Below are 23,381 nucleotides of genomic sequence, written 5' to 3'. Positions count from 1 at the left end.
ATTAGAAAAACCTATTGCTGAACCACAATATTTTCTTGTGACGGATCAACATGTTGCATTTTCAGCTTGTCGGTTGCGATGCTTTCAACCCGGCTGTGGTCACCCAATGCATTTTCTTCCAAGATCAAATTACGCCATTCAATGTCCAGCGCATCGCGCTCCAGCACCAACTGCTCGCGCTCCGCAGTCAGTAGGCGCGTACGGTGCGCGGTGGTCACAACAAAAATGGCCGACACCAACACCGCGATCAGCAGAATGAGCGGGATCTTGGCATTACGAAACAAATCCCCGCCAATTACCCCGACCAGACCATGGCGTTCATTGCCTATCACGCGTTAACCCTCTCGGCAAAACGTAATACTGAGCTACGCGCCCGTGGGTTCTCGGCCACTTCGGCATCGGGCGGCATCATCTTGCCAACAGATTTTAAGCTGCGCCCGCCCATGCTGCGCAACTGGGCCTCCGTCAATGGCAAACCAGCCGGAACTTGCGGCCCACGGCTGTGATGTCGGATAAAGTTTTTTACAATGCGGTCCTCAAGGGAGTGGAAGCTAATGACGGATAAGCGCCCTTCAGGTGCCAGCACCTCAAGAGCACCATCGAGTGCGCGCTCTATCTCTTCTAATTCACTGTTGATATAGATGCGGATAGCCTGGAAGCTTCGTGTTGCCGGATGTTTGTGCTTTTCACGAAATGGGCTGGCGTTGGCAATCAAATCGGCCAGTTCTTTGGTGCGCGTCATCGGCTGTGTGAGATTACGTTCAACAATGGCCTTGGCTAGGCGCTTGGCAAAACGCTCTTCGCCAAACGTTTTTAGCACCCAGGCGATATCATCGGCACTCGCCTTCATTAACCAGTCGGCCGCAGATAACCCACGGGTGGGGTCCATGCGCATATCCAACGGCCCATCACGCATGAAGGAAAAACCGCGTTCAGGATCATCCAATTGAGGCGATGAAACCCCCAAATCCAGCAATATGCCGTCAATACGGCCGACTAAATCTAATTCCCGCACATAATGCGCCAAATCAGAAAAAGGGCCGTGTACGATAGAGAAACGGGGGTCGGTAATCGATTTTGCCGCTTCGATGGCCTGTGGGTCACGATCAATTGCTATCAAACGCCCGGCTGGCCCAAGTTGGGACAAAATCAGGCGCGAGTGGCCACCACGGCCAAAAGTTCCGTCAATATAGATGCCGTTATCACGGATGTTCAGGCCATTAACGGCCTCATCCAGTAACACGCTGGTGTGCTTGTAGTTGTTATCTACACTGTGGTTGTTATCTACCATGCTTATAGCGATAAGTCCTGTAGCCGCTCAGATAGAGGTTCCTGAGTGGACTGTTCTGCGTCGATGTCATCCTTGACTTGTTGATACCAGGTCTGTTCATCCCACAGTTCAAACTTGTTGAACTGCCCAACCAGCATCACTTCTTTATTTAGCCCGGCGTGCTGACGCAATGTTCCTGCAATCAGTAATCGCCCAGCGCCATCCATCTGACATTCACTCGCATGACCTAACAACAAACGCTGAACGCGACGTTCAGCTGGATTCATGCTCGACAGTCGGGATAATTTTTGTTCAATGACTTCCCATTCAGGGAGTGGATAAAGCAACAGGCATGGTTGGTGAAGGTCTATAGTACAGACCATCTGACCTTGCGACTCCTCATTCAGCAAATCCCGATAACGGGTAGGTACGGCAAGCCGCCCTTTGCTGTCGAGGTTAACCATCGTTGCCCCACGAAACATGACTGAGTTACCCCCTCATGACCCAATTCGCCACTTTACCCCACAAATCCCCACATTAAAGAGTTTACGGATGGTATGAAAACCTTGTCAAGCCAGAGCGGATGCGCTTTGACAATATTTATGGGTCGTTTTTAAGATATATCTCGTATTAGGGGCTATTTTCGCAGTTGAAATAGAAATTAACGTCATGATAAACGGGCTATTTTTCCGCCAGTAATTCTGGCAACTTAAATAAATAATAAATTGTCAATTAATTGACGCATTATTTCCTTCTGCAAGGAATGTCTCATTTTTAGTATAAAAATCGTACGGTTTAAAATTATACAACTTGAGCACAAAACCCGCGGCTACTGGCGTTCCCCCAGAAAAGCAGTGAAGTCAGCAGCGGAAGCTATGGCAACACAATAATACCCTTGATAACAACAAGTGTTAGCTGGCGCGACATTTTACTTCAATTAACTGATGGGGATTAATCTATTTTGAAATAAATCATTAGCGTCCATCTTTAACTACCGATGAAATATGAATGCCATCAGGCAGATAAATCTTAAATTAGGAAAAGACTGTAAATTAATTTTCCTCCTACTAATTATTTTTAATTTTCCCTCTGGGTATAACGTTACCCACCTTACCAGCCAAACATTTAACCTAATGTTTTTTAATGAAAAACATCTACAGTGACGTTTAAAAAACCACAAAAAGCCCGATTCCCCACAGTGAAAAGTATAAAAATCAGGCAAATGTTAAAAATAAAAATTTTAAGCTGGTTATATTATCAACAATAGAACGGTAAACTACACAAAAAGCAAAACATCAATACAATAATCTCAAATTTAAACAATGAGCAATACATAAAACCAATCATTATTATCAATGATTAGTATTCTGACAGAGTTTCCCCCCAATTAGGGAGTTAATAACCATGTTTTCAACTGAGTCCCGTCTGCGGAGTGCTGCAGCCGATACTTTTGCACTTGTGGTGTACTGTTTCGTCATCGGCATGGTAATTGAAATCGTGATTTCTGGAATGACATTCCAACAATCACTCTCTTCTCGGCTGGTTTCGATACCAGTCAACATCCTTATTGCCTGGCCCTATGGTGTTTATCGGGATGCATTCATCCGATTTGCTCGTCGTCATGCGGGAGAGCATGTTTGGGCGAGGAACCTGGCCGACTTGCTGGCCTATGTCAGTTTCCAATCGCCGGTCTATGCCATAATTTTATGGTCTGTTGGCGCAGATTTAGAGCAAATAACCACGGCTGTCGCGAGTAACGCGTTGGTTTCAATGGCAATGGGTGTGGCTTATGGCTACTTTTTGGAATATTGCCGCAGGCTATTTCGTGTTGCGGGCTATGTTTGAATTACCCGGCATATCTCAAGTTGCAGGTTTGTTGGCTACCCGCAATCACCCGAATCACTTACTTTGTCAGCTCATCGGGATGATGAGCCTCTAGTGAGGCTCACGCTACAGGCCAGCGCAAAATGTTGGATTAAACAACCTAACCGAAATTGGCTATTTGCGGCTTAAACTGCCGCGGCGGAATAAATTGCGACGAATACGGGTCAAACCCGGCTTTGGTTTATGCGGCTCATCTAAGCTGGCTAATACCAATTCGAGTACCCGCTCAGCAACATCCCGGTGACGTTGCGCAACTGCCAATACCGGGCATTCGAGGAAATCCAGCAGCTCATTATCACCAAAAGTGGCAATAGCCAAATTACTGGGTAGGCGGCCACTTTGTTTTAAAGTGACATCCATAACGCCCTGTAATAACTGGAATGAGGTAGTAAATAGTGCTTGTGGCATTGGGTGGGTCTTCAGCCATTCAGCGAACAGGGCACCAGCAGCTTCGCGCTCGTAGCTGTTGGCATACAGATAATCGACCTTGCGCGGATCGTCTTTCCACGCTTCACGAAACCCCATCTCGCGCAGAAAACTGACTGACAATTCTGGCAATGCGCCCAGATACAATACCGACTCCGCCGGGAAGGAACGCAACTCTTGCGCTAGCATCTGCGCATCTTCTTGGTCGGCCCCGACGACGCTAATGAAATGCTCCCGATCAAGCGCACGGTCAAGTGCAATGATGGGTAAGGGATCATTTGCCCAACGCTGATAAAACGGGTGCTCTGGAGGTAAGGCAGTCGAAACAATAATGGCGTCAACCTGGCGCTGCAACAAGTGCTCGATACAACGCATTTCATTATCGGGTTGATCTTCAGAACAGGCAATCAGCAGTTGATAACCCCGTTGGCGCGCCTGACGCTCCAAATAATTAGCTATACGGGTGTAGCTGGTATTTTCCAAATCCGGGATCACCAAACCAATCGAGCGGGTTCTCCCCGCACGCAATCCTGCCGCAACAGCATTTGGGTGATAGTTATGTTCCCTGACAACCGCCATAACTTTGTCTACTGTTTTATCGCTGACCCGGTACTGTTTCGCTTTGCCATTAATGACATAACTGGCCGTAGTGCGCGAAACACCCGCAAGGCGCGCGATTTCATCCAGTTTCACATTGACCCCTTATATACCTAATAAAATAACGTTGAGGCTAAACTATAATAGACATAGTTTAACCATGGATATGATCTAACAGCAGATCTCACTATTGAGCAACCGCTTTAACTGCCATATAACGCTATCTAGGTTAAAAAATAAGAAAAAAAAAGCCCAGCAAGTCTGCTGAGCCTGATGATTGGAGATTAGTCAGTATTAATCACCATGATTAACGCATGATTTTGTCACCACGGGATACACCAACAATACCGGAGCGAGCAACCTCAACAATTTCGGCCACTTCTCGCACAGCATTTAAGAATGCATCCAGTTTGTCGCTGGTGCCCGCCAGCTGTACAGTGTAGAGCGTGGCGGTCACATCCACAATTTGCCCGCGGAAGATTTCAGCGCAGCGCTTCACTTCTTCACGTCCATAACCGCTGGCCTGCAATTTCACCAACATGATTTCGCGCTCAACATGTGAGCCGGAAACCAGCTCGCTAACACGCAATACATCCACCAGCTTATGTAGCTGTTTTTCAATCTGTTCCAGAACTTTGGCATCACCCACAGTTTGGATGGTCATTCTCGACAGCGTGGGGTCATCGGTAGGCGCAACCGTCAAACTTTCAATGTTATAACCGCGCTGAGAAAATAGGCCCACCACTCGCGATAGAGCACCTGATTCGTTTTCTAGCAGAACTGATAAAATCCGGCGGCGCATAGTTATGTCCTCTCCGTTTTGCTAAGCCACATTTCGTCCATGCCACCACCGCGAATTTGCATTGGGTAAACATGCTCTGTTTCATCAACAGTGACATCCACAAATACCAGGCGATTCGTCTCGGATAATTGCTGTAAAGCACCCGCCAGCTTGCTTTCCAATTCATCAGGTGTACGAATGGAAACACCGATATGACCATATGCTTCGGCTAATTTAACGAAGTCAGGCAGAGAATCCATATAAGACTGTGAATGCCGACCAGAATAAATCATATCCTGCCACTGCTTCACCATGCCAAGATAGCGGTTATTCAGGTTCAAGACCAACACCGGCAAGTTATATTGCAACGCAGTAGATAATTCCTGAATATTCATTTGGATACTGCCATCGCCGGTGACACACACCACAGTTTCATCCGGTAACGCCAGTTTCACGCCAAGCGCGGCTGGTAGGCCAAAGCCCATGGTGCCTAACCCACCCGAGTTAATCCAATGGCGTGGTTTATCAAATGGATAGTAAAGTGCAGCGAACATTTGATGTTGGCCGACATCAGAGGTGACATAAGCATCACCATGGGTCAGGCGGTGCAGTGTTTCGATTACCGCCTGCGGTTTGATTTTGCCACTGTCTCGGCTGTAGCCCAAGCAATCACGGGCGCGCCATTGCTCAATGGACTGCCACCAATCACGCAAACTATCAAAATCTTGGGCGCAATCAAGTTGCGGCAATAACTCCAGCATTTGCGTCAAAACTTGTTTAGCATCACCGACAATTGGAATATCCGCTTCTACCGTTTTTGATATCGAGGTCGGGTCTATATCAATATGTACCACAGTGGCATTCGGGCAATATTTCGCCAGGTTATTAGTGGTGCGGTCATCGAAACGCACACCAACAGCAAAAATAAGGTCGGTATTATGCATGGCCATATTGGCCTCAAATGTCCCATGCATCCCCAGCATCCCCACACTTTGGCGATGTGTGCCCGGGAAGCTCCCCAACCCCATCAAAGAGCTGGTGACCGGTAAATTAAGCTTTTCCGCTAAAGCCAGTAACTCTTCATGACAAGCAGAGTTAATTGCCCCGCCGCCGACATACATAATAGGCCGCTTAGCCGCCAAAATAGTTTGCAAAGCGCGTTTAATCTGCCCGCGATGACCTTGCACCGTCGGGTTATAAGAGCGCAAACTGACCTGCTCGGGATAGGCATACGGCATTTTTACCGCCGGGCCAACAATATCTTTTGGTAGGTCAATAACTACCGGGCCTGGGCGACCTGTCGCAGCCAGATAAAATGCTTTTTTCAATACCGTTGGGATATCTTCGGTGCGTTTCACAAGGAAACTGTGTTTAACCACCGGGCGGGAGATACCCACCATGTCACATTCCTGGAAAGCATCGTAGCCAATCAGTGAGCTTGGTACCTGGCCAGAAAGCACCACCATCGGTACTGAATCCATATACGCCGTCGCAATACCGGTAATCGCATTGGTCGCCCCAGGGCCAGACGTGACCAGCACAACACCAACCTCGCCAGTGGCCCGCGCATAACCATCGGCCATGTGAACCGCACCTTGTTCGTGGCGCACCAGCACGTGATCGATGCCTCCGACCGTGTGCAGGGCATCGTAGATATCAAGTACGGCCCCGCCGGGATAACCGAATACATGCTTAACGCCCTGATCGATTAACGATCGGACAACCATCTCGGCTCCTGACAACATCTCCATGGGTTTTGCCTCCAGGCTTAGTTTGCTCAGTGGATAGCGGGAAATCATTTCCTCGAAATCCGGTAGGAAAGGCACAACGCCCCGTATTCCTATTCTTTGTTTGTTATAGTTCTAATGTTTATTAACATAATTAACTTATTAACATAACGTCAGAATTTCTGGCAGGCAAACAGCAATTCTCTGCCGCACAGGCAATTGTGTGGACCACAAACTGGATTTAGCCCAGCAAAAAAAATAAAACACTGCCTGAGACTCCAGCCACGTGTTTTTCCCACCACATTAATAGCCAATCATAGAACTAAATCAGGCTGAGAAATTTTACTAATTGGCGAGCGCAACATAAGAGAAGCCAGGCAAAAAATAACGCGGCAGGGAGATGATTGCTCAGAAAGTCAGCAACAGCCGCTATCATTAAGCAGATACCGGCTGTTGCAGAGAAATATTGATGCTTTAATCGCGATACATAGAGTCAATTTCATTCTGATAACGCTGGAGAATGATTTTGCGACGTAACTTCATAGTTGGCGTCAGCTCACCGGTTTCCATAGTGAATGGCTGTGGCAACAGGGTAAAACGCTTAACCTGCTCGAACTTTGCCAGCTCTTTTTGCATATCTTTTAGCCGTTGCTCAAACAAACTGACAATATGGCTGTGGCGCAATAGTTCAAATCTGTCATGGTATTTCAGGTTTATTGAGTGCGCATATTCTTCCAGTGACTCGAAACACGGAACAATCAGCGCCGAAACAAATTTACGGGTATCGGCAATAATGGCAATCTGCTCGATAAAACGATCCTGGCCCAGTGTGCCTTCAATCATCTGTGGTGCAATGTATTTCCCGCCAGATGTTTTCATCAAATCCTTCAACCGCTCAGTGATAAATAAATTCCCCTGAGCATCCAATGCCCCCGCATCCCCAGTTTTGAGCCAGCCATCCTCAGTGAAAGAATCGGCGGTATCTTGGGGTTTATTGAAATAACCGCGCATCACTATCGGGCCACGTACCTGGATTTCATTTTCAGCCCCCAGACGGACGTCAATCCCCGGCAGCGGCTTGCCGATCGAGCCAAAACGGAAATCTTGCTCTTCCCAGCAAGAGACGGTAGCGCAAGTTTCAGTCATGCCATAACCGTATTTGATATTGATGCCAATTGCTTGAAAGAAAAGAATAATATTATCATCAAGCCGGGCACCGGCCGCGGGTAAGAAACGCACCTTACCGCCCAAAACACCGCGTAATTTGCTCAATACCAAACGGTCTGCCAGCTGGTATTGCTGTGCAGATAACCACGATAATGTTTGCCCACCTTGCAGACTGTGGAATTTTCGCTCGCCACATCCTACAGCCCAGCGAAATAGCATGCGGCGATGCCATTTTGCCAGAGCAACTTTGTCATTAATGGCACTGAATACCTTCTCGTAGAAACGCGGCACGGCACACATGACGGTCGGTTTAACTGCTTGCATCGCGGCGCGCACCCAATTTGTGTCACTGATGTACACATTTTGTGCGCCAGTATGCATGACATAGAAACTCCAGGCCCGCTCAAAAACATGAGACAGCGGCAGGAAACTCAGAGAAGTGTCTTCAGATGTCAGGGTTAAACGCTGGTCATGTAGATAGAGCTGAGCCGCCATATTGCGGTACTCCAGCATCACCCCTTTGGGCTCTCCCGTGGTGCCCGAGGTATAAATCAATGTGAATAAATCGTCTAAATCACAACCTTCGATACGCGCAGCTAATAAATGCTGCTGGATTGCATCGGGTGGTTGTTCAAAATCCGCCAAATATTGGGCATATTCGCAGCCGTGTAAATCTACATTGGGGTCCAATACCACAATCTTGCGAAGCTGTGGGCACAGCGGCTTGAGTGTGATTGCAACATCAAACTGGGCTTGCCCGCCGACAAACAATATGCGCACGTCGGCATCATTGATGACGTAAGCGGCCTGGGCCGTTGTGTTGGTGGCATACAGCGGAACACTCACGCCGCGGACTTGCAGAATAGCGAAATCTGCCAGCGACCAAGCCATACTGTTATGAGCAAAAATCCCAATACGCTCTTGGATTGCGACCCCCAAAGACAATAAAGCCGCTGAAATCCGCGTCACATGAGCATCAACCTGCCGCCAAGTGAGCTGATTTTCACCCTCCGGTGACCATTCACGGCAAGCTATCTTGTCCGTTCTCTGGCTTATTTGTTGGCGCAAGCGGCGCACAAGGTGGTATTCATCTAATCTTGGGGTCATAACATCACAGCTCACTGATAAATCCTTCGTTAAAGTATACCACTGCTTTTTGGCCTGTTAGCTTTCAGCTTACAGGTGTTCACTTTTTCGCGCAGTCTACTCACTCTCTGGACTATGGCAAACAAAATTCAGCGCAGAAGTGTGAGCTGAAATAAATTTTCACCAAAAATACCTTGGTCAGAATAGTGAGGGAAGAGTCAGAGCTGATAAGAATGTTGGGCGAGATGGGATAATAATTGCAGCCAAGAAATATTTATTTCAATTCAGTTGCTGCTCTTGCCTGCTGCTGAGAATAAGATTATTTCAGCAGCAGATCTTCATGATAATAACTAAACAGGAATACTAAGTTGACTGAGTAGTTCTTTCATCCACTGATGCCCCCTATCTCTAGCAATAGATTCATGCCAAGTGAGATAACAGGGTCGGCATGTCTCCTCCCAAGGTAATGGAATAAGTTTCAGATTGAGGGTCTCACTGTGTGTTTGCACCAGCCAGCGCGGCGCAATGGCAACATAGCTAGTTTGAGACACAATATTCAGCACACTGTTCATATCAGTGCTTTCATACGCAATAGTTTGGGAACTGATGGCGGATTCATAATAGAAATCACTGAAAGAGCCCATTTTATCCAAAGATACCACGGCATGTAATTCAGAAAGGAGTTGTTCTTGAGTAATTGAATTATCAATTCGTGGATGGTCTTTAGATACTGCTAAAACCGACTCATCGTTAGATAATGATATATCATGAAAATCGGCGCGCTCAAAGTGCTTATAACCTATAACAAACTCAGTCTCTTGATACCGTAACTGATGCTCAACATTCTCATTAAGATAAGATCTAATAATAAGCTGAACATTGGGCGCTAATTGATTAACCCGCTGTATAATTTGTGCGGTCAACCTGATATCTAAAGGGCTACAAATAGATAAATTAAATACTCGCCCGCTGTTTTTGGCCTCAAACCCCGCACCGGGCAACTCATTTTGCACTAATTGCAGTGCCTGGCGTACCGGGCCAAAAAGCTGGCGCGCTCTGGCGGTTGGCTGAATACCTCGGCCATAACGGACGAAAAGTTCATCATTAAACATGACCTTGAGACGAGCAACAGCGTTACTCACGGCAGGTTGAGACATTCCCAATAACTGGGCTGCACGTGTCACATTATGCATTTGCATCACAGCATCGAAAACAGTTAACAAATTGAGGTCGACACTGCGTAAATGAACATCACTACCTTCCTTTTTAGTGACTTGATTGTCGGTTACTAAGTTGTGTTCAAACATGCTTAACTCCACTAAGCTTTATGCAGATGGCATGATTAATAAATAACCTCATAGATATTTATTACTGTTTCAAAATATCTTTGATCACTTATTATTAATGATACCAATATTCTCTTTAATACCTCAGCGAGGTAAAATCGAGTCTCATCCTTGTATAGGTGTAAAAATATAAACCACACCTAATGCATTTGGTGATCAGTAAATACTCATAGACAAACATATAAACAAGAAGAATATGCAAAATATTCCACATGGTGAATAAAACTAATCTACATTGTCAATAGCAAAGTAACGCCTCATTAGAATTAATAATAGAATCTTTGGCATAATCACATCACAAAAAGAGAAGGTTAACAACTATGGCATTAATGAATAATAAATTCTTCACTTATAACTTATTAATCCTTAATTACATTCAAAAATAATAAAAACAATACAAAACACCTCACCGATATAATTATTACTAATATAAATAGTCATGAAACATAAAATTTAATAACAAAACCAGGAGGATAAGATAAAATAATCAATATATAAATTTATTACTTATATAAATAAACGATAGAATTTCCGGGCGCTAACTTGCTGAAGAGTTAACTGATAATGTTTATTGAATCTCTGCACGTGATCCCCCCAAAAGCAGGTTTTAGCAAAGTGAGCGATAGCCCGTCAATAACCGCAACTCATAAAATCGCGAAAAAGCACAATCCCCCACATTCTGAATGTTATGCCAAACAAAGCAAAATCAGCGACCTTAAAAATCAGATTAAAAAACCTTTAAATTTAATTTTTAAGTTTTTTATGTCACTGGAAGGAATTCGGCATTGTCATAACCAGTTGAACACACCATTTTAAACAAATATTGACATAGCTACGAAATTCACGTATCAGTATATGCAGCATAATAATTTCACTGATGAGTAACTGAAAAATCATGTTCTATTCAACCCGTCTACTAGGCCTACTACTCAACGCATCTCTCTTGCGCGGTATGTTGGTGGACGGAAATCAGAACTGATTCAGCCATCAAGATTAACAAACCCGCGCAAATGCGCGGGTTTTTTTTTACCCGCCCAGCGTAAATGTAAACACGACAAGGAATACCCCATGAGCCAGCAAGTCATTATTTTCGATACAACATTGCGTGATGGTGAACAAGCATTACAAGCCAGCTTAAGTGTAAAAGAGAAGCTGCAAATCGCGCTGGCACTGGAAAGAATGGGGGTCGACATCATGGAGGTCGGTTTCCCGGTCTCCTCGCCAGGCGATTTTGAGTCGGTGCACACCATTGCTCAACAAATCAAAAACAGCCGGGTTTGTGCTTTGGCGCGCTGTGTTGACAAAGATATTGATGTGGCTGCCGAAGCTTTGCGCATCGCCGAAGCATTTCGGATCCATGTGTTTTTGGCCACCTCCACCTTACATATCGAATCTAAATTAAAGCGCTCATTTGACGATGTTTTGGCCATGGCGGTGCACTCAGTCAAGCGCGCGCGCAACTATACCGATGACGTAGAATTTTCGTGTGAAGATGCGGGCCGCACCCCAATCGATAACTTGTGCCGTGTGGTAGAAGCCGCCATTAATGCCGGGGCCACCACCATCAACATTCCGGACACCGTCGGCTACACCACGCCATATCAGTTCGGTGGAATCATCACCAACTTGTATGAGCGAGTGCCGAACATTGATAAAGCCATCATTTCTGTCCACTGTCATGACGATTTGGGTATGTCAGTCGCCAACTCTATCACCGCAATACAAGCCGGCGCGCGTCAGGTCGAGGGGACGATAAATGGTTTAGGTGAGCGCGCAGGTAACTGCTCACTGGAAGAAGTTATCATGGCCATCAAAGTGCGCGAAAACATGTTGGGCGTGCATACCGGTATTCACCATCAAGAGATTTATCGCACCAGCCAATTGGTCAGTAAATTATGCAACATGCCAATACCGGCTAACAAAGCGATTGTCGGTAGCAATGCTTTCGCGCACTCCTCCGGTATTCACCAAGATGGCGTGCTGAAAAATCGCGAAAACTACGAAATCATGACGCCAGAATCTATCGGCCTGAAAGGTGTGCAGTTGAACCTGACTTCCCGATCTGGCCGAGCAGCTGTGAAACACCGTATGGAAGATATGGGTTATCAAGATAAAGATTACAACCTGGATTCTTTGTACGACGCGTTCCTGAAATTAGCTGACAAGAAAGGCCAAGTCTTTGATTACGATTTGGAAGCATTGGCCTTTATTAATAAGCAGCAGGAAGAACCCGAACATTACCGCCTGGACTATTTCAGTGTTCAGTCTGGTTCCAGCATCATGGCGACGGCCTCAGTAAAATTGGTCTGCGGCGAAGAGATAAAATCAGAAGCGGCCACCGGTAATGGCCCAGTTGACGCGGTGTATCAGGCCATCAACCGCATTACTGACTACCCCATTGAATTGGTGAAATATCAACTGTCTGCCAATGGTCAGGGCAAGGACGCATTGGGCCAGGTGGATATTGTGGTTGACCATAAAGGCCGTCGTTTCCATGGCGTTGGACTGGCCACTGATATTGTGGAGTCTTCAGCCAAAGCATTGGTAAACGTTTTAAATAATATCTGGCGCGCCCATCAGGTAGAAATAGAGAAGCAGCGCTTGCAACAAAATAATCAGGAAATGGTGTAAACATGACGAAGACTTACCACATTGCGGTTTTGCCCGGAGACGGCATCGGCCCTGAAGTAATGGCTCAGGCAAACAAAGTATTGGACGCCGTGCGCCAGCGCTTTGGCATCAAGATTTCAACCAGCGCATATGATGTCGGTGGCGCAGCCATCGACCGTCATGGCAGCCCGTTACCGCCAGCAACCATTAGCGGATGTGAGCAAGCGGATGCCATTTTATTCGGCTCAGTAGGCGGCCCCAAATGGGAACATTTGCCGCCGGCGGAACAACCTGAGCGCGGAGCCTTGCTGCCATTACGTAAACATTTCAAATTATTCAGCAACTTACGCCCAGCACGTTTGTATCAAGGATTAGAAGATTTCTGTCCATTGCGCAGTGATATCGCCGCCAAAGGCTTCGATATTCTGTGTGTGCGTGAATTAACCGGCGGCATCTATTTCGGTCAGCCCAAAGGCCGTGAAGGTCAGGGCATGCACGAACGTGCGTTTGATACTGAAGTTTATCATCGCTTTGAAATTGAACGTATTGCCCGCATTGCTTTTGAGTCTGCCCGCAAGCGCCGCGGCAAAGTGACCTCGATAGATAAAGCCAATGTGTTACAAAGCTCAATTTTGTGGCGCGAAGTAGTGACCGCCATTGCGGCAGATTATCCTGATGTCGCTCTGTCACATATGTATATCGACAATGCCACCATGCAGTTAATCAAAGACCCTGCCCAGTTCGACGTCTTGCTGTGTTCAAACCTGTTTGGCGATATTTTGTCCGATGAATGCGCCATGATAACCGGCTCCATGGGGATGTTGCCGTCAGCCAGCTTGAATGAGCAAGGTTTCGGTTTATACGAGCCTGCGGGCGGTTCAGCCCCAGATATCGCGGGCAAAAACATTGCCAATCCCATTGCGCAAATTCTCTCTTTGGCCCTGTTGCTGCGTTTCAGCTTAGGCAAAGACGACGCCGCGGACACCATCGAAAGCGCCATTAATAAAGCATTGGAACAAGGCTATCGCACGGCTGACTTAGCGGGAGATGGCCAAACAATCGGCACGAATGAAATGGGCGATATCATCGCTAAATTCGTGGCTGAGGGGGTTTAATATGGGCAAGACTTTATATCAAAAATTGTATGATGCGCACATCGTTTATGAAGCTGTGAATGAAACGCCATTGTTGTATATCGACCGCCACTTGGTGCATGAAGTGACGTCGCCGCAGGCTTTTGATGGTTTGCGGGCCATGGGCCGCCCGGTGCGCCAGCCAAGCAAAACCTTTGCCACCATGGACCACAACGTCTCGACTCAAACCAAAGATATCAATGCCAGCGGTGAAATGGCCCGCATTCAGATGCAGGAGCTTATCAAAAACTGTGCTGAATTTGGCGTGTCATTATATGACTTAAACCACCCATTTCAGGGCATTGTGCATGTCATTGGCCCAGAGCAAGGGATGACGTTGCCGGGCATGACGATTGTCTGTGGTGATTCCCATACCGCCACCCACGGCGCCTTTGGCTCCCTCGCATTTGGTATTGGCACCTCCGAAGTCGAGCACGTACTGGCAACCCAAACCCTGAAACAGGGCCGGGCCAAGACCATGAAAATTGAAGTTAATGGTGATGTCGGCCCAGGCATTACCGCCAAAGATATTGTGTTGGCTATTATTGGTAAAACCGGCAGCGCAGGTGGCACCGGCCATGTGGTGGAATTCTGTGGTAGCGCCATTGCAGCGCTGAGCATGGAGGGCCGGATGACTTTATGCAATATGGCCATCGAAATGGGGGCCAAAGCCGGCTTAGTGGCACCGGATGACACCACATTTAACTATCTGAAAGGCCGCCAATTTGCCCCAAGTGGTGACCAATGGGAACAGGGTGTTGCGTACTGGCGCGGGTTGAAATCCGATGCTGATGCCAAATTCGATACTGTTGTCACCTTAGATGCCGCAGAGATTGCGCCGCAAGTGACATGGGGCACGAATCCGGGCCAAGTGATTGCTGTTAATCAAATCATTCCGGCCCCTGAATCTTTCAGTGATCCGGTGGAGCGCGCCTCTGCGGAAAAAGCCTTGGCTTATATGGACTTGCGCCCAGGTATCAAGTTAACCGACGTGGCAATTGATAAAGTGTTTATCGGCTCATGTACCAACTCGCGCATTGAAGATTTACGCGCAGCGGCCGCGGTGGCGCAAGGGCGCAAAGTTGCCCACGGGGTACAGGCTATCGTGGTACCCGGCTCAGGCCCGGTAAAAGCGCAGGCCGAAGCCGAAGGGTTGGATAAAATCTTTATTGAGGCCGGTTTTGAGTGGCGCTTACCGGGCTGTTCGATGTGTCTGGCGATGAATAATGACCGCCTGGAACCCGGCGAACGTTGTGCATCCACCAGCAACCGTAACTTTGAAGGGCGTCAGGGCCGTGGAGGACGTACCCATTTAGTTAGCCCGGCCATGGCTGCCGCCGCCGCCGTCAGTGGCCATTTTGCTGATGTGCGCGATTTATCCGCTGCCACCCACTAACCGGAGACACTGACATGGCTAAATTTACTCAACATATTGGTTTGGTCGCGCCATTGGACGCGGCGAACGTCGATACTGACGCCATTATTCCCAAACAATTTTTACAAAAAGTGACGCGCACCGGTTTTGGTCAGCACCTGTTCAATGACTGGCGCTTTCTTGATGATGCCGGCAAAGTGCCGAACCCGGAGTTTGTGCTGAATCTGCCACGCTATCAGGGCGCGACCATTTTGTTAGCGCGCGAGAATTTCGGTTGCGGCTCATCCCGTGAGCATGCGCCTTGGGCACTGACAGACTTTGGCTTCAAAGTGGTTATCGCCCCCAGTTTTGCTGATATTTTTTATGGCAACTCATTTAATAACCAATTATTGCCGGTCACATTAAATGAAGGGGATATTGATACTTTATTCCAATTGGTTAAAGAGCATGAAGGCACCGAGTTTACTGTCGATTTGACCGAGCAAACCGTCAATGCTGGCGGAAAGAGTTATTCATTCGAAATCGATAGCTTCCGTCGCCACTGCATGATTAACGGCTTAGACAGTATTGGCCTAACATTACAGCACGAAAGTAATATTTCAATATACGAAAAACAACAGCCAGAATTTCTGCGTTAATTATTTTCAGTTCATTTTGTGAGTATATTGTTGGTGTCAGGTACCCACCTGACCCAACAATTAAAATCTATCAAAATACTTATTGAAAACTTACCTTTCCCTCGTTAATTACTGTTATCCCAATCCAAATATTGTAATAATCAATCTGTTATATAACAGTGCCGTAACCTATTATATTGCATAAATATTAGTGTTGTTAATGTAGTTTATATTGCTTGTATTCTGTGCTAACGGCCACTTTTTTATTTTTTAAACACCGGTATGCTGCGCTCACCATCCACACCTAGAGGGCGCCTTATGACACGCATTGCATTGCGTTACCAAGCACGCATCTCCGGCGACAGCCGAGCTTGGTTTAATATTGATTATCGCCTCGCCAACGATTTCCCACGTTAACTCCCCATTGCTTATTCAGCTTAGGCTGAAAAAACTCATTTCTTTATTTTATTGCCGTCATCGGCCATACGGATTGTTATTTCCGCTCGCCAAAAACTGACTGCATTTTTAATATTAATATATACCCAAAGTCATTAGAATTGCAGATAGGCGACCAGTAAACCGATCCCGATAAGCTTATTTTAGTAGGTTAAAACAATTAAGTCATTCGGGTGGGCACTCGCGACTAATATCTCTGCGGCTTTAAATATGACGGGTATTTGGAGTCATAAGCCATGAAACGCATCCCTGAACCTTTCCGTATTAAAATGGTAGAAAATATTCGGATGACCAACCGGGAGGATCGTGAGAAAGCACTGATTGAAGCGGGTTACAACCCATTCTTACTGCCAAGTGAAGATGTCTATATTGATTTACTGACCGACTCCGGCACCGGAGCAATGAGTGATCGCCAGTGGGCAGGATTAATGATGGGCGATGAAGCTTATGCTGGCTCCCGTAACTATTACCACTTATGTGACCAGGTTAAGAAACTGATTGGTTACCCATTTACTATCCCAACACATCAGGGCCGTGGGGCTGAACAGATCCTCTTCCCCTGCCTGATTGCGAAAAAACAAAAAGCAGGTGGGGCTAAGAATCCGGTCTTTATCTCCAACTTCCACTTTGATACCACCGCCGCCCATGTCGAAATGAATGGGGCGAAAGCCATCAACGTCGTTACTCCAAAAGCCTTTGATACTGTGGCTTATTATGACTGGAAAGGCGATTTTGATTTAGACCAACTGACAGCCACTATTGCCGAGTATGGTGCTGATAACGTGGTGTCGATTATTACCACGGTCACCTGCAACAGCTCTGGTGGGCAGCCGATTTCAATGAGCAATATGCGCGAAGTCTATCGCATCGCTCAACAGCATAATATCCCGATCGTTATTGACTCTGCCCGCTTCTGTGAAAATGCTTGGTTTATTAAGCAACGCGAACCGGGCTATGGCGATAAGTCCATCAAAGAGATCATTCTGGAAATGTATCAGTATGGCGATATGCTCACCATGTCAGCCAAAAAAGACCCGATGGTGAACATTGGCGGTTTGTGCTGCTTCCGCACTGATGAGGACTTGTTCAGCGACGTTCGCATCCGTTGTGTCCCAATGGAGGGTTTTGTTACTTACGGTGGTCTGGCTGGCCGCGACATGGAAGCGCTGGCGATTGGATTGGAAGAGGGCATGAACGAGGACTTCCTGACTTACCGCATTGGTCAGGTAGAGTATCTCGGGGAGCGCCTGCGCGCGGGTGGCATTCCAATTCAATACCCGACGGGCGGTCATGCGGTGTTTGTTGATGCCAAAATTCTGCTGCCGCATATTCCAGCCGAGCAATTCCCAGCACAGGCGCTGAATAACTCCCTGTATCTGGAAGCGGGTATCCGCAGTGTGGAGATTGGTTCATTGCTGCTAGGCCGTGACCCGCAAACCGGCCAACAAAAACCATCGCCATTGGAACTGCTGCGCCTGACCATCCCGCGCCGGGTCTACACCAATGACCACATGGATTATATTGCCGATGCCCTGATTGCACTCAAATCACGAGCTGAGGAAATCAAAGGCTTAACCTTCACCTACGAACCCCCTGTTCTGCGCCACTTTGTAGCCCGATTGAAACCCATCGAGTAAACACCAAGCCCCATTCCCGACCACGCCCCCTGCCGCACCGGCAGGGGGAACACAGTGACAAAATTGCTACCTCTATAAGTGGTAAAACCACACGAGGACACCCGACTATGGCCCAAACTACATTAGAAAATCAGGTCACAGCAGCAAAAATTAAAACACCTTCTCTGCTCGGCGGCGCAATGATTATTGCAGGAACTATCGTCGGCGCAGGGATGTTTTCACTCCCCGTAGTGATGTCAGGGATCTGGTTTTATTGGTCAATTGCCGTACTGGTTTTTACCTGGTTTTGTATGCTTCACTCTGGATTAATGATCCTCGAAGCCAATCTCAACTATCATACCGGTGCCAGTTTTGACACCATCACCAAAGATTTACTGGGCAACGGCTGGAATGTGATTAATGGCCTGACTGTCGCCTTTGTGCTCTACATTCTGACCTACGCCTATATCTCCGCCAGTGGCTCGGTCATTCAACATACTTTGCGCGCCATGGGGATAGACTTCTCGGCCCGGCTCGGCGGCCTGTTTTTCGCCTTATTTGTCGCCTTTATTGTTTGGCTCAGCACTACCGCAGTAAGCCGCATGACGACGATTGTGCTGGGGGCCAAAATACTCACTTTCTTTATGACGTTTGGTGGGTTGTTAGGCCATGTCGAACCCGTAAAATTATTTAATCTGAGCGACGCCAACCCAAGCTACCTGCCCTATCTGCTGATGACGCTGCCATTTTGTCTCGCATCATTTGGTTATCACGGTAACGTCCCCAGCCTGATGAAATATTACGGTAAAAACCCACATCGCATCCGCAACTGTTTACTGTTTGGCACCCTGTTAGCCCTCGCGCTGTATATCATCTGGTTGATCGGCACCATGGGGAATATCCCACGCCCCCAATTTCGTGAAATAGCCAGTCAGGGCGGCAATATTGATGTGCTGGTCAGCGCGCTGGGGGGAATATTACAAAGTTCGTCAATGGATTTGTTGCTGACAGTGTTCTCAAACTTCGCCGTCGCCAGTTCATTTCTGGGCGTCACCTTGGGATTATTCGATTATCTGGCTGATTTATTTAAATTTGACGACAGCCGTTTAGGTCGGGCAAAAACAGCCGCCATCACTTTCCTGCCGCCAATATTGGGTGGGCTGATATATCCAGATGGTTTTATTTACGCCATCGGCTATGCCGGGCTGGCTGCCACTGTCTGGGCCGCCATTGTCCCGGCGCTGCTGGCCCGCGCCTCACGTAAACGTTTTGGTAGCCCGCTGTACCGGGTTTGGGGCGGTACTCCGATGATTGTATTGATTTTGCTGTTCGGGGCGATTAATGCCATCGCCCATATTCTATCCAGCCTGAACTTACTGCCCGTCTATTAAACAGCACACAGCGCCCTGCGGGGCGCTAAGCTTCTCTAACTCGCGCACAAATAATGAGTGAAAGGATGGCAAGGATCATGGCCATGACATACACCGCATTATGCCCCCAAGTTTCAGTTAATACCCCTTGCAGCACCCCAGCCAGAATCACCCCGGTTGAAATACTGTTCGTAAACAATGTCGTCGCCGCCCCGGCCCGGCCTGGCATTAAATCCTGAAAATAGAGCATACCTATCCCGGCGACAATGCCGATAAAAATGGCATTAAAAATCTGCAATAACATCAGCGCCGCTTTGAATTTGAATAACACCAGCCCGGTATAAAACAGCACGCCAGCCAGCACCGCAAACAGCATAATTTTGCGCTTCCCAAAACGCCGCACCGAATAACCCGCCAAGAGCATAATGGGGATTTCCAGCCCAGCCGCCGTGCCCATCAATAAGCCCGCCAACCGTTCAGGCAAGCCCAAGTTCGCCGTGATATATAAAGGCATATCAATGATATACATGGTATTGCACGTCCACATCAGCATCGAGGCAATAAACAGCAGTAGCACGTCTTTATCCGCAAACAGGCGGCCAGGGGCAGCCACCTTGGCATCCACCACCGGCTCGGCTCGCTTCACTGACGGCAGAACAAACCACACCACCAGCGCACTCAGTACAAAGATACCTGCAGCAATACTGAACATCAGGGTAAAGCCATAATTCAGCGCCAACATAAACGACAGCGGCGGCCCAATCACCCAAGCCAATGAAAGTTGCGCACGCATAATGGAGCTGAACATCACCACTTCGCGGGCCGAGCTATCGGCATATTCACGCGCCAAAGCAAAAATTTGCGGCATCGCGGTGTTGGCCACTGAGGCCAGCAAAACACCAGCAGTGATCAAAGTGAGATAATCACGATTAAAAGCAAATAACAGGCAATTTCCCACCGCCATCAGGTAGCAAACCATAATGAGTTTGCGGCGATCCCCGCGAGAATCCGAGCGCTTGGCCAGCACAAAACTGACCGTGATCCCGGCAATGGCATTCACGGTATAAAACAGCCCAACCCATAGCGGCCGCACTTTAACTTCGGTGCTTAAAAACAGACTCAAGGTCGGAGCCTGCAAAGCACCGGCAATACCGGAGAGAAAAGCCACCACAAAGAAAGCGAGAAAAACCGGATTGATACGACGGGAAAAGGTTAAAGCAGATTTCATTCCAGGCTCCAGCGCCAGAAACAGCCATGACTTCCTATGCTACAGAAGCGGGTAGATTTATATAGAGAAAACTATAAATTTACACCCGAATAATTGATGCCACTAACAATGCGATTGCATTCAGAACACCGGATAAAAAAAGCCAGTGGGATAAACCACTGGCTGGTGAAGTACACCATTACTCAGAAATTGTGGAACTCAGTACAATGTTTGACGCTTAAGGCCCCGCAAGACTAAATAACTCATAAAAACAATAAATTACAGTGTATGCTCGGTGCGGGCGATAATATCGTCCTGTGCATCCGGTGACAGTGCGGTGAAAAATGCCGAATAGCCCGCGACGCGCACCACTAAATCACGGTAGCGGTCCGGATGCTGCTTGGCCTCGAGCAAAGTCTCACGCGATACAATGTTGTATTGCACATGCCAGCCCAGATACTCCTCAAAGAAAGTGCGCAGCATCAGCATCAATTTTTCACGATCACGCGGATTATCTAACGTGGACGGATTCAATTTTTGATTGAGCAGCACGCCACCCAAAATCGCGGCGGTCGGTAGCTTCGATAGCGAGTTGAACACCGCCGTTGGCCCGAGATGGTCGGTACCCGAGGCCGGACTTGCGCCCTCCGCCAATGGGCTATGAGCTTTACGACCATCGGGTGTCGCCATGGTGGCCGCACCAAATGGCACATTGGCCGAAATGGATGAAGTTCCAGCATAATAGGTGCCACCAATAGGGCCGCGACCAAAACGGGTATTGTGATATTGCTTCAGCTCATCAATGTAGGTCTGATAGGCGCGCACCAACAGCTGGTCGACATCATCAACATCATTGCCATATTTCGGCGCTGAATTAATCAGGTGCTGGCGCAGTTGCTCGCCATTCAGGCCGGCAAAGTCATTGGCTAAGGCCGCAGCCAGTTGTTGTTGCCCGATAAGTTGTTGTTCAAACACCAATTTTCGCACCGCCGCCAAGCTGTTACCCAAATTGGCAATCCCGACTTGCAAACCTGATACCCAGTCGTAACGCGCCCCGCCCTGCTTAATACTTTTACCGCGCTCAATACAATCATCCACCAGCGCTGAACAGACAATATCGTGGGCATTCTCTTCCAGTACCGTATCCACCACACATTCAATTTCGATAGATTTGCGGGTGTAATAGCGAATCTGCGCATCCCATTGCGCCATGACTTGCGCAAAATCGGTAAAGTTACCTTGCGACAATCCCTGCTCTTGCGGCAAGAATACCTGACCGGAGGTGGCATCGCGGCCTTGCTCCAGCGCCGCCAACATCACTCTGGCAAAGTTGATGAAACTCATGCCGGTGCAACGATAACCCCACTTACCGCCAACCGCAGTTTCAATGCAGCCAATGGCGGCGTAATCATAAGCATCCTGTGGATCAACACCCAGCTTGATAAATTCGGGAATCACAATTTCGTCATTATTAAACGCGGGCATACCAAAACCACAGCGAATGACTTGCACACAAGCATCCAGAAAATCATCACTGATACCGGCATGATAGCGAACACTGAGATTAGGCTGAGTTGAACGTAAACGCCCGCACGACTCCAGCACCGCATAAGAGAGCGGATTGACGGCATCAATGGCCTTGCCCTGCACCAGGGTTTGCCCACCGATAGTGACGTTTTGATAAAGCGGGCTGCCCGCCGAGGCCTTGGAGTGCGAACCGGAGCGGATTTTGTTCACTTCCAGCAACTTAAGCCAACAGCTATGCAGCATTTCGATGGCTTTTTCGCGGCTGAGGGTGTTTTCCAGCTCAACATCGCGCCGATACCAGGGATACAAATATTGATCTAGGCGACCAAATGACACCGAGTGACCATTGGACTCAATTTGCAAAATCAGTTGAATGAAATAGCACAGTTGCAAAGCTTGCCAGAAAGTCTGCGGTGGCTGATGGGCAATGAGTTCACAGTTTGCGGCGATAGTCTGTAGCTCAATTCGCCGCCATTCACGGCGCTCTTCCTCTGCCATTTCCCGGGCCACAGCAGCATAGCGCTCAATATGTTCACTCAGTGCAACCAGAGAGATATCAATGGCTTTCAGGAATTGCTCTTTATGCAGGTCGCCCCAGTCGGTCAGTTGCAAGCGAGAGCGGCGGCCTGTTACTTTGTTGCGTAGGCCATCCAAGCCTTTTTCCAGCAATAGCGGAAAGTTAACCGCTAAATGCGCATCACCGGAGGTCATATTGCCTTCCGCTTTGATGATCCCGGTGGCTAGCAAGGCTTTTTGTTCGTCAGTAAACATGCCATAGCAGCGGTCTTGTACCGTTTGGCCACGCCACCAGGGGCACAGCTTATGCAAAACCGCTTTATCTTCTTCACTGACCGAGAACCCCGCGCCGGGGCGGTCGGCTAGCTGGTCAATTTCATTTTCAATCCAACTGACGGTATATTCAGGAAAAATCGGCGCGGCACGTAATTGACTCGCCTGATTACCAATAATCAGCTCATCATTTTTAATCCAAATAGTACGCAACTGTAAGTGATGGGCCAGCGCCAGCGCACGTCTCACCGGCAGCGGTTTATCCTGATGCTGTTGATAAACCTCAGTATAATTCTGCGCTCGCTCGGTGCAAACTGGCGGTTTTACAATATGAATCAGCGCATTTTTATGCTGTTTTGTCCGTTCGCTTAAGGTTACCAAATCGAGAGTCGTCATT

Annotated in this window: 18 protein-coding genes; 8 read left to right on the top strand and 10 right to left on the bottom strand. The window is 47.9% G+C overall.

The features are described 5' to 3' along the window. Nucleotides 1–11: 11 nt before the first annotated feature. The 3 genes from ftsL to mraZ are packed head-to-tail and all read right to left on the bottom strand — an operon-like array spanning nucleotide 12 to nucleotide 1,752. Nucleotides 12–332, bottom strand: coding sequence for a cell division protein FtsL (ftsL, locus tag D5F51_RS03900; RefSeq protein ID WP_025379515.1), 321 nt, complete (start codon nucleotides 330–332; stop codon nucleotides 12–14). Next, a complete protein-coding gene (gene rsmH, locus D5F51_RS03895) occupies nucleotides 329–1,291 on the bottom strand; it encodes a 16S rRNA (cytosine(1402)-N(4))-methyltransferase RsmH (protein WP_025379516.1) in 963 nt (320 codons plus the stop codon). The genes ftsL and rsmH overlap by 4 nt, the downstream gene beginning before the upstream one ends. A gap of 2 nt (nucleotides 1,292–1,293) precedes the next feature. After that, nucleotides 1,294–1,752 carry a division/cell wall cluster transcriptional repressor MraZ gene (mraZ, locus tag D5F51_RS03890; RefSeq protein ID WP_025379517.1) on the bottom strand — a complete coding sequence of 153 codons (459 nt, stop codon included), beginning with the start codon at nucleotides 1,750–1,752 and terminating at the stop codon, nucleotides 1,294–1,296. Nucleotides 1,753–2,674: 922 nt separating this feature from the next. On the opposite strand from mraZ, the gene D5F51_RS03885 reads away from it, so the two are divergent. Further along, nucleotides 2,675–3,115 (top strand): L-alanine exporter AlaE, encoded by a 441-nt coding sequence (locus tag D5F51_RS03885; protein WP_025379518.1) that lies wholly within the window; start codon nucleotides 2,675–2,677, stop codon nucleotides 3,113–3,115. Between the two features lie 153 nt (nucleotides 3,116–3,268). Here D5F51_RS03885 and cra read toward each other — a convergent pair whose 3' ends face one another. From cra to leuO, 5 genes are all read right to left on the bottom strand, one after another. Next, nucleotides 3,269–4,273: a catabolite repressor/activator gene (gene cra, locus D5F51_RS03880; protein ID WP_025379519.1), complete on the bottom strand. Its 1,005-nt coding sequence runs from the start codon at nucleotides 4,271–4,273 to the stop codon at nucleotides 3,269–3,271. Between the two features lie 211 nt (nucleotides 4,274–4,484). Next, entirely contained in the window at nucleotides 4,485–4,979 is a 495-nt protein-coding gene (ilvN, locus tag D5F51_RS03875; RefSeq protein WP_004388986.1) for an acetolactate synthase small subunit, read from the bottom strand. Between the two features lie 2 nt (nucleotides 4,980–4,981). Further along, nucleotides 4,982–6,709: an acetolactate synthase 3 large subunit gene (gene ilvI, locus D5F51_RS03870; protein WP_025379520.1), complete on the bottom strand. Its 1,728-nt coding sequence runs from the start codon at nucleotides 6,707–6,709 to the stop codon at nucleotides 4,982–4,984. Between the two features lie 450 nt (nucleotides 6,710–7,159). Further along, on the bottom strand, nucleotides 7,160–8,959 hold the full coding sequence (locus D5F51_RS03865; protein WP_129199174.1) for an AMP-dependent synthetase/ligase: 1,800 nt from the start codon (nucleotides 8,957–8,959) through the stop codon (nucleotides 7,160–7,162). Nucleotides 8,960–9,288: 329 nt separating this feature from the next. Continuing rightward, complete coding sequence (gene leuO / locus D5F51_RS03860) at nucleotides 9,289–10,245, bottom strand: transcriptional regulator LeuO (RefSeq protein ID WP_025379522.1); 957 nt, start codon at nucleotides 10,243–10,245, stop codon at nucleotides 9,289–9,291. Nucleotides 10,246–11,352: 1,107 nt separating this feature from the next. Here leuO and leuA point away from each other — a divergent pair. From leuA to mtr, 7 genes are all read left to right on the top strand, one after another. After that, a complete protein-coding gene (leuA, locus tag D5F51_RS03850) occupies nucleotides 11,353–12,915 on the top strand; it encodes a 2-isopropylmalate synthase (protein ID WP_025379523.1) in 1,563 nt (520 codons plus the stop codon). A 2-nt stretch (nucleotides 12,916–12,917) separates the two neighbouring features. Next, nucleotides 12,918–14,009 carry a 3-isopropylmalate dehydrogenase gene (gene leuB, locus D5F51_RS03845; RefSeq protein WP_129195662.1) on the top strand — a complete coding sequence of 364 codons (1,092 nt, stop codon included), beginning with the start codon at nucleotides 12,918–12,920 and terminating at the stop codon, nucleotides 14,007–14,009. A gap of 1 nt (nucleotide 14,010) precedes the next feature. Continuing rightward, nucleotides 14,011–15,423, top strand: a complete 1,413-nt coding sequence (gene leuC, locus D5F51_RS03840; RefSeq protein ID WP_129195661.1) for a 3-isopropylmalate dehydratase large subunit — start codon at nucleotides 14,011–14,013, stop codon at nucleotides 15,421–15,423. 14 nt (nucleotides 15,424–15,437) lie between these two features. After that, nucleotides 15,438–16,040, top strand: a complete 603-nt coding sequence (gene leuD / locus D5F51_RS03835; protein WP_129195660.1) for a 3-isopropylmalate dehydratase small subunit — start codon at nucleotides 15,438–15,440, stop codon at nucleotides 16,038–16,040. Between the two features lie 297 nt (nucleotides 16,041–16,337). Beyond that, the gene (gene tnaC / locus D5F51_RS03830; RefSeq protein ID WP_005156906.1) at nucleotides 16,338–16,436 is read left to right on the top strand and encodes a tryptophanase leader peptide; all 99 of its coding nucleotides are present in this window, start codon (nucleotides 16,338–16,340) and stop codon (nucleotides 16,434–16,436) included. Nucleotides 16,437–16,711: 275 nt separating this feature from the next. Further along, the gene (gene tnaA, locus D5F51_RS03825; protein WP_129195659.1) at nucleotides 16,712–18,112 is read left to right on the top strand and encodes a tryptophanase; all 1,401 of its coding nucleotides are present in this window, start codon (nucleotides 16,712–16,714) and stop codon (nucleotides 18,110–18,112) included. A gap of 107 nt (nucleotides 18,113–18,219) precedes the next feature. Beyond that, nucleotides 18,220–19,482 (top strand): tryptophan permease, encoded by a 1,263-nt coding sequence (mtr, locus tag D5F51_RS03820; RefSeq protein WP_025379528.1) that lies wholly within the window; start codon nucleotides 18,220–18,222, stop codon nucleotides 19,480–19,482. Between the two features lie 25 nt (nucleotides 19,483–19,507). Here the strand turns inward: mtr and D5F51_RS03815 are convergent, their stop codons facing one another. Both D5F51_RS03815 and D5F51_RS03810 read right to left on the bottom strand, forming a co-directional pair. Next, nucleotides 19,508–20,689, bottom strand: coding sequence for a sugar efflux transporter (locus tag D5F51_RS03815; RefSeq protein WP_129195658.1), 1,182 nt, complete (start codon nucleotides 20,687–20,689; stop codon nucleotides 19,508–19,510). Between the two features lie 258 nt (nucleotides 20,690–20,947). Continuing rightward, complete coding sequence (locus D5F51_RS03810) at nucleotides 20,948–23,380, bottom strand: formate C-acetyltransferase/glycerol dehydratase family glycyl radical enzyme (RefSeq protein WP_129195657.1); 2,433 nt, start codon at nucleotides 23,378–23,380, stop codon at nucleotides 20,948–20,950. Between the last annotated feature and the right edge of the window lies 1 nt (nucleotide 23,381).

It is taken from the genome of Yersinia hibernica (genome assembly GCF_004124235.1).
Taxonomy (GTDB): Bacteria; Pseudomonadota; Gammaproteobacteria; order Enterobacterales; family Enterobacteriaceae; genus Yersinia; species Yersinia hibernica.
Note: the sequence above shows the minus strand (reverse complement) of the source record. Positions and strands in the feature narration are given on the sequence as shown.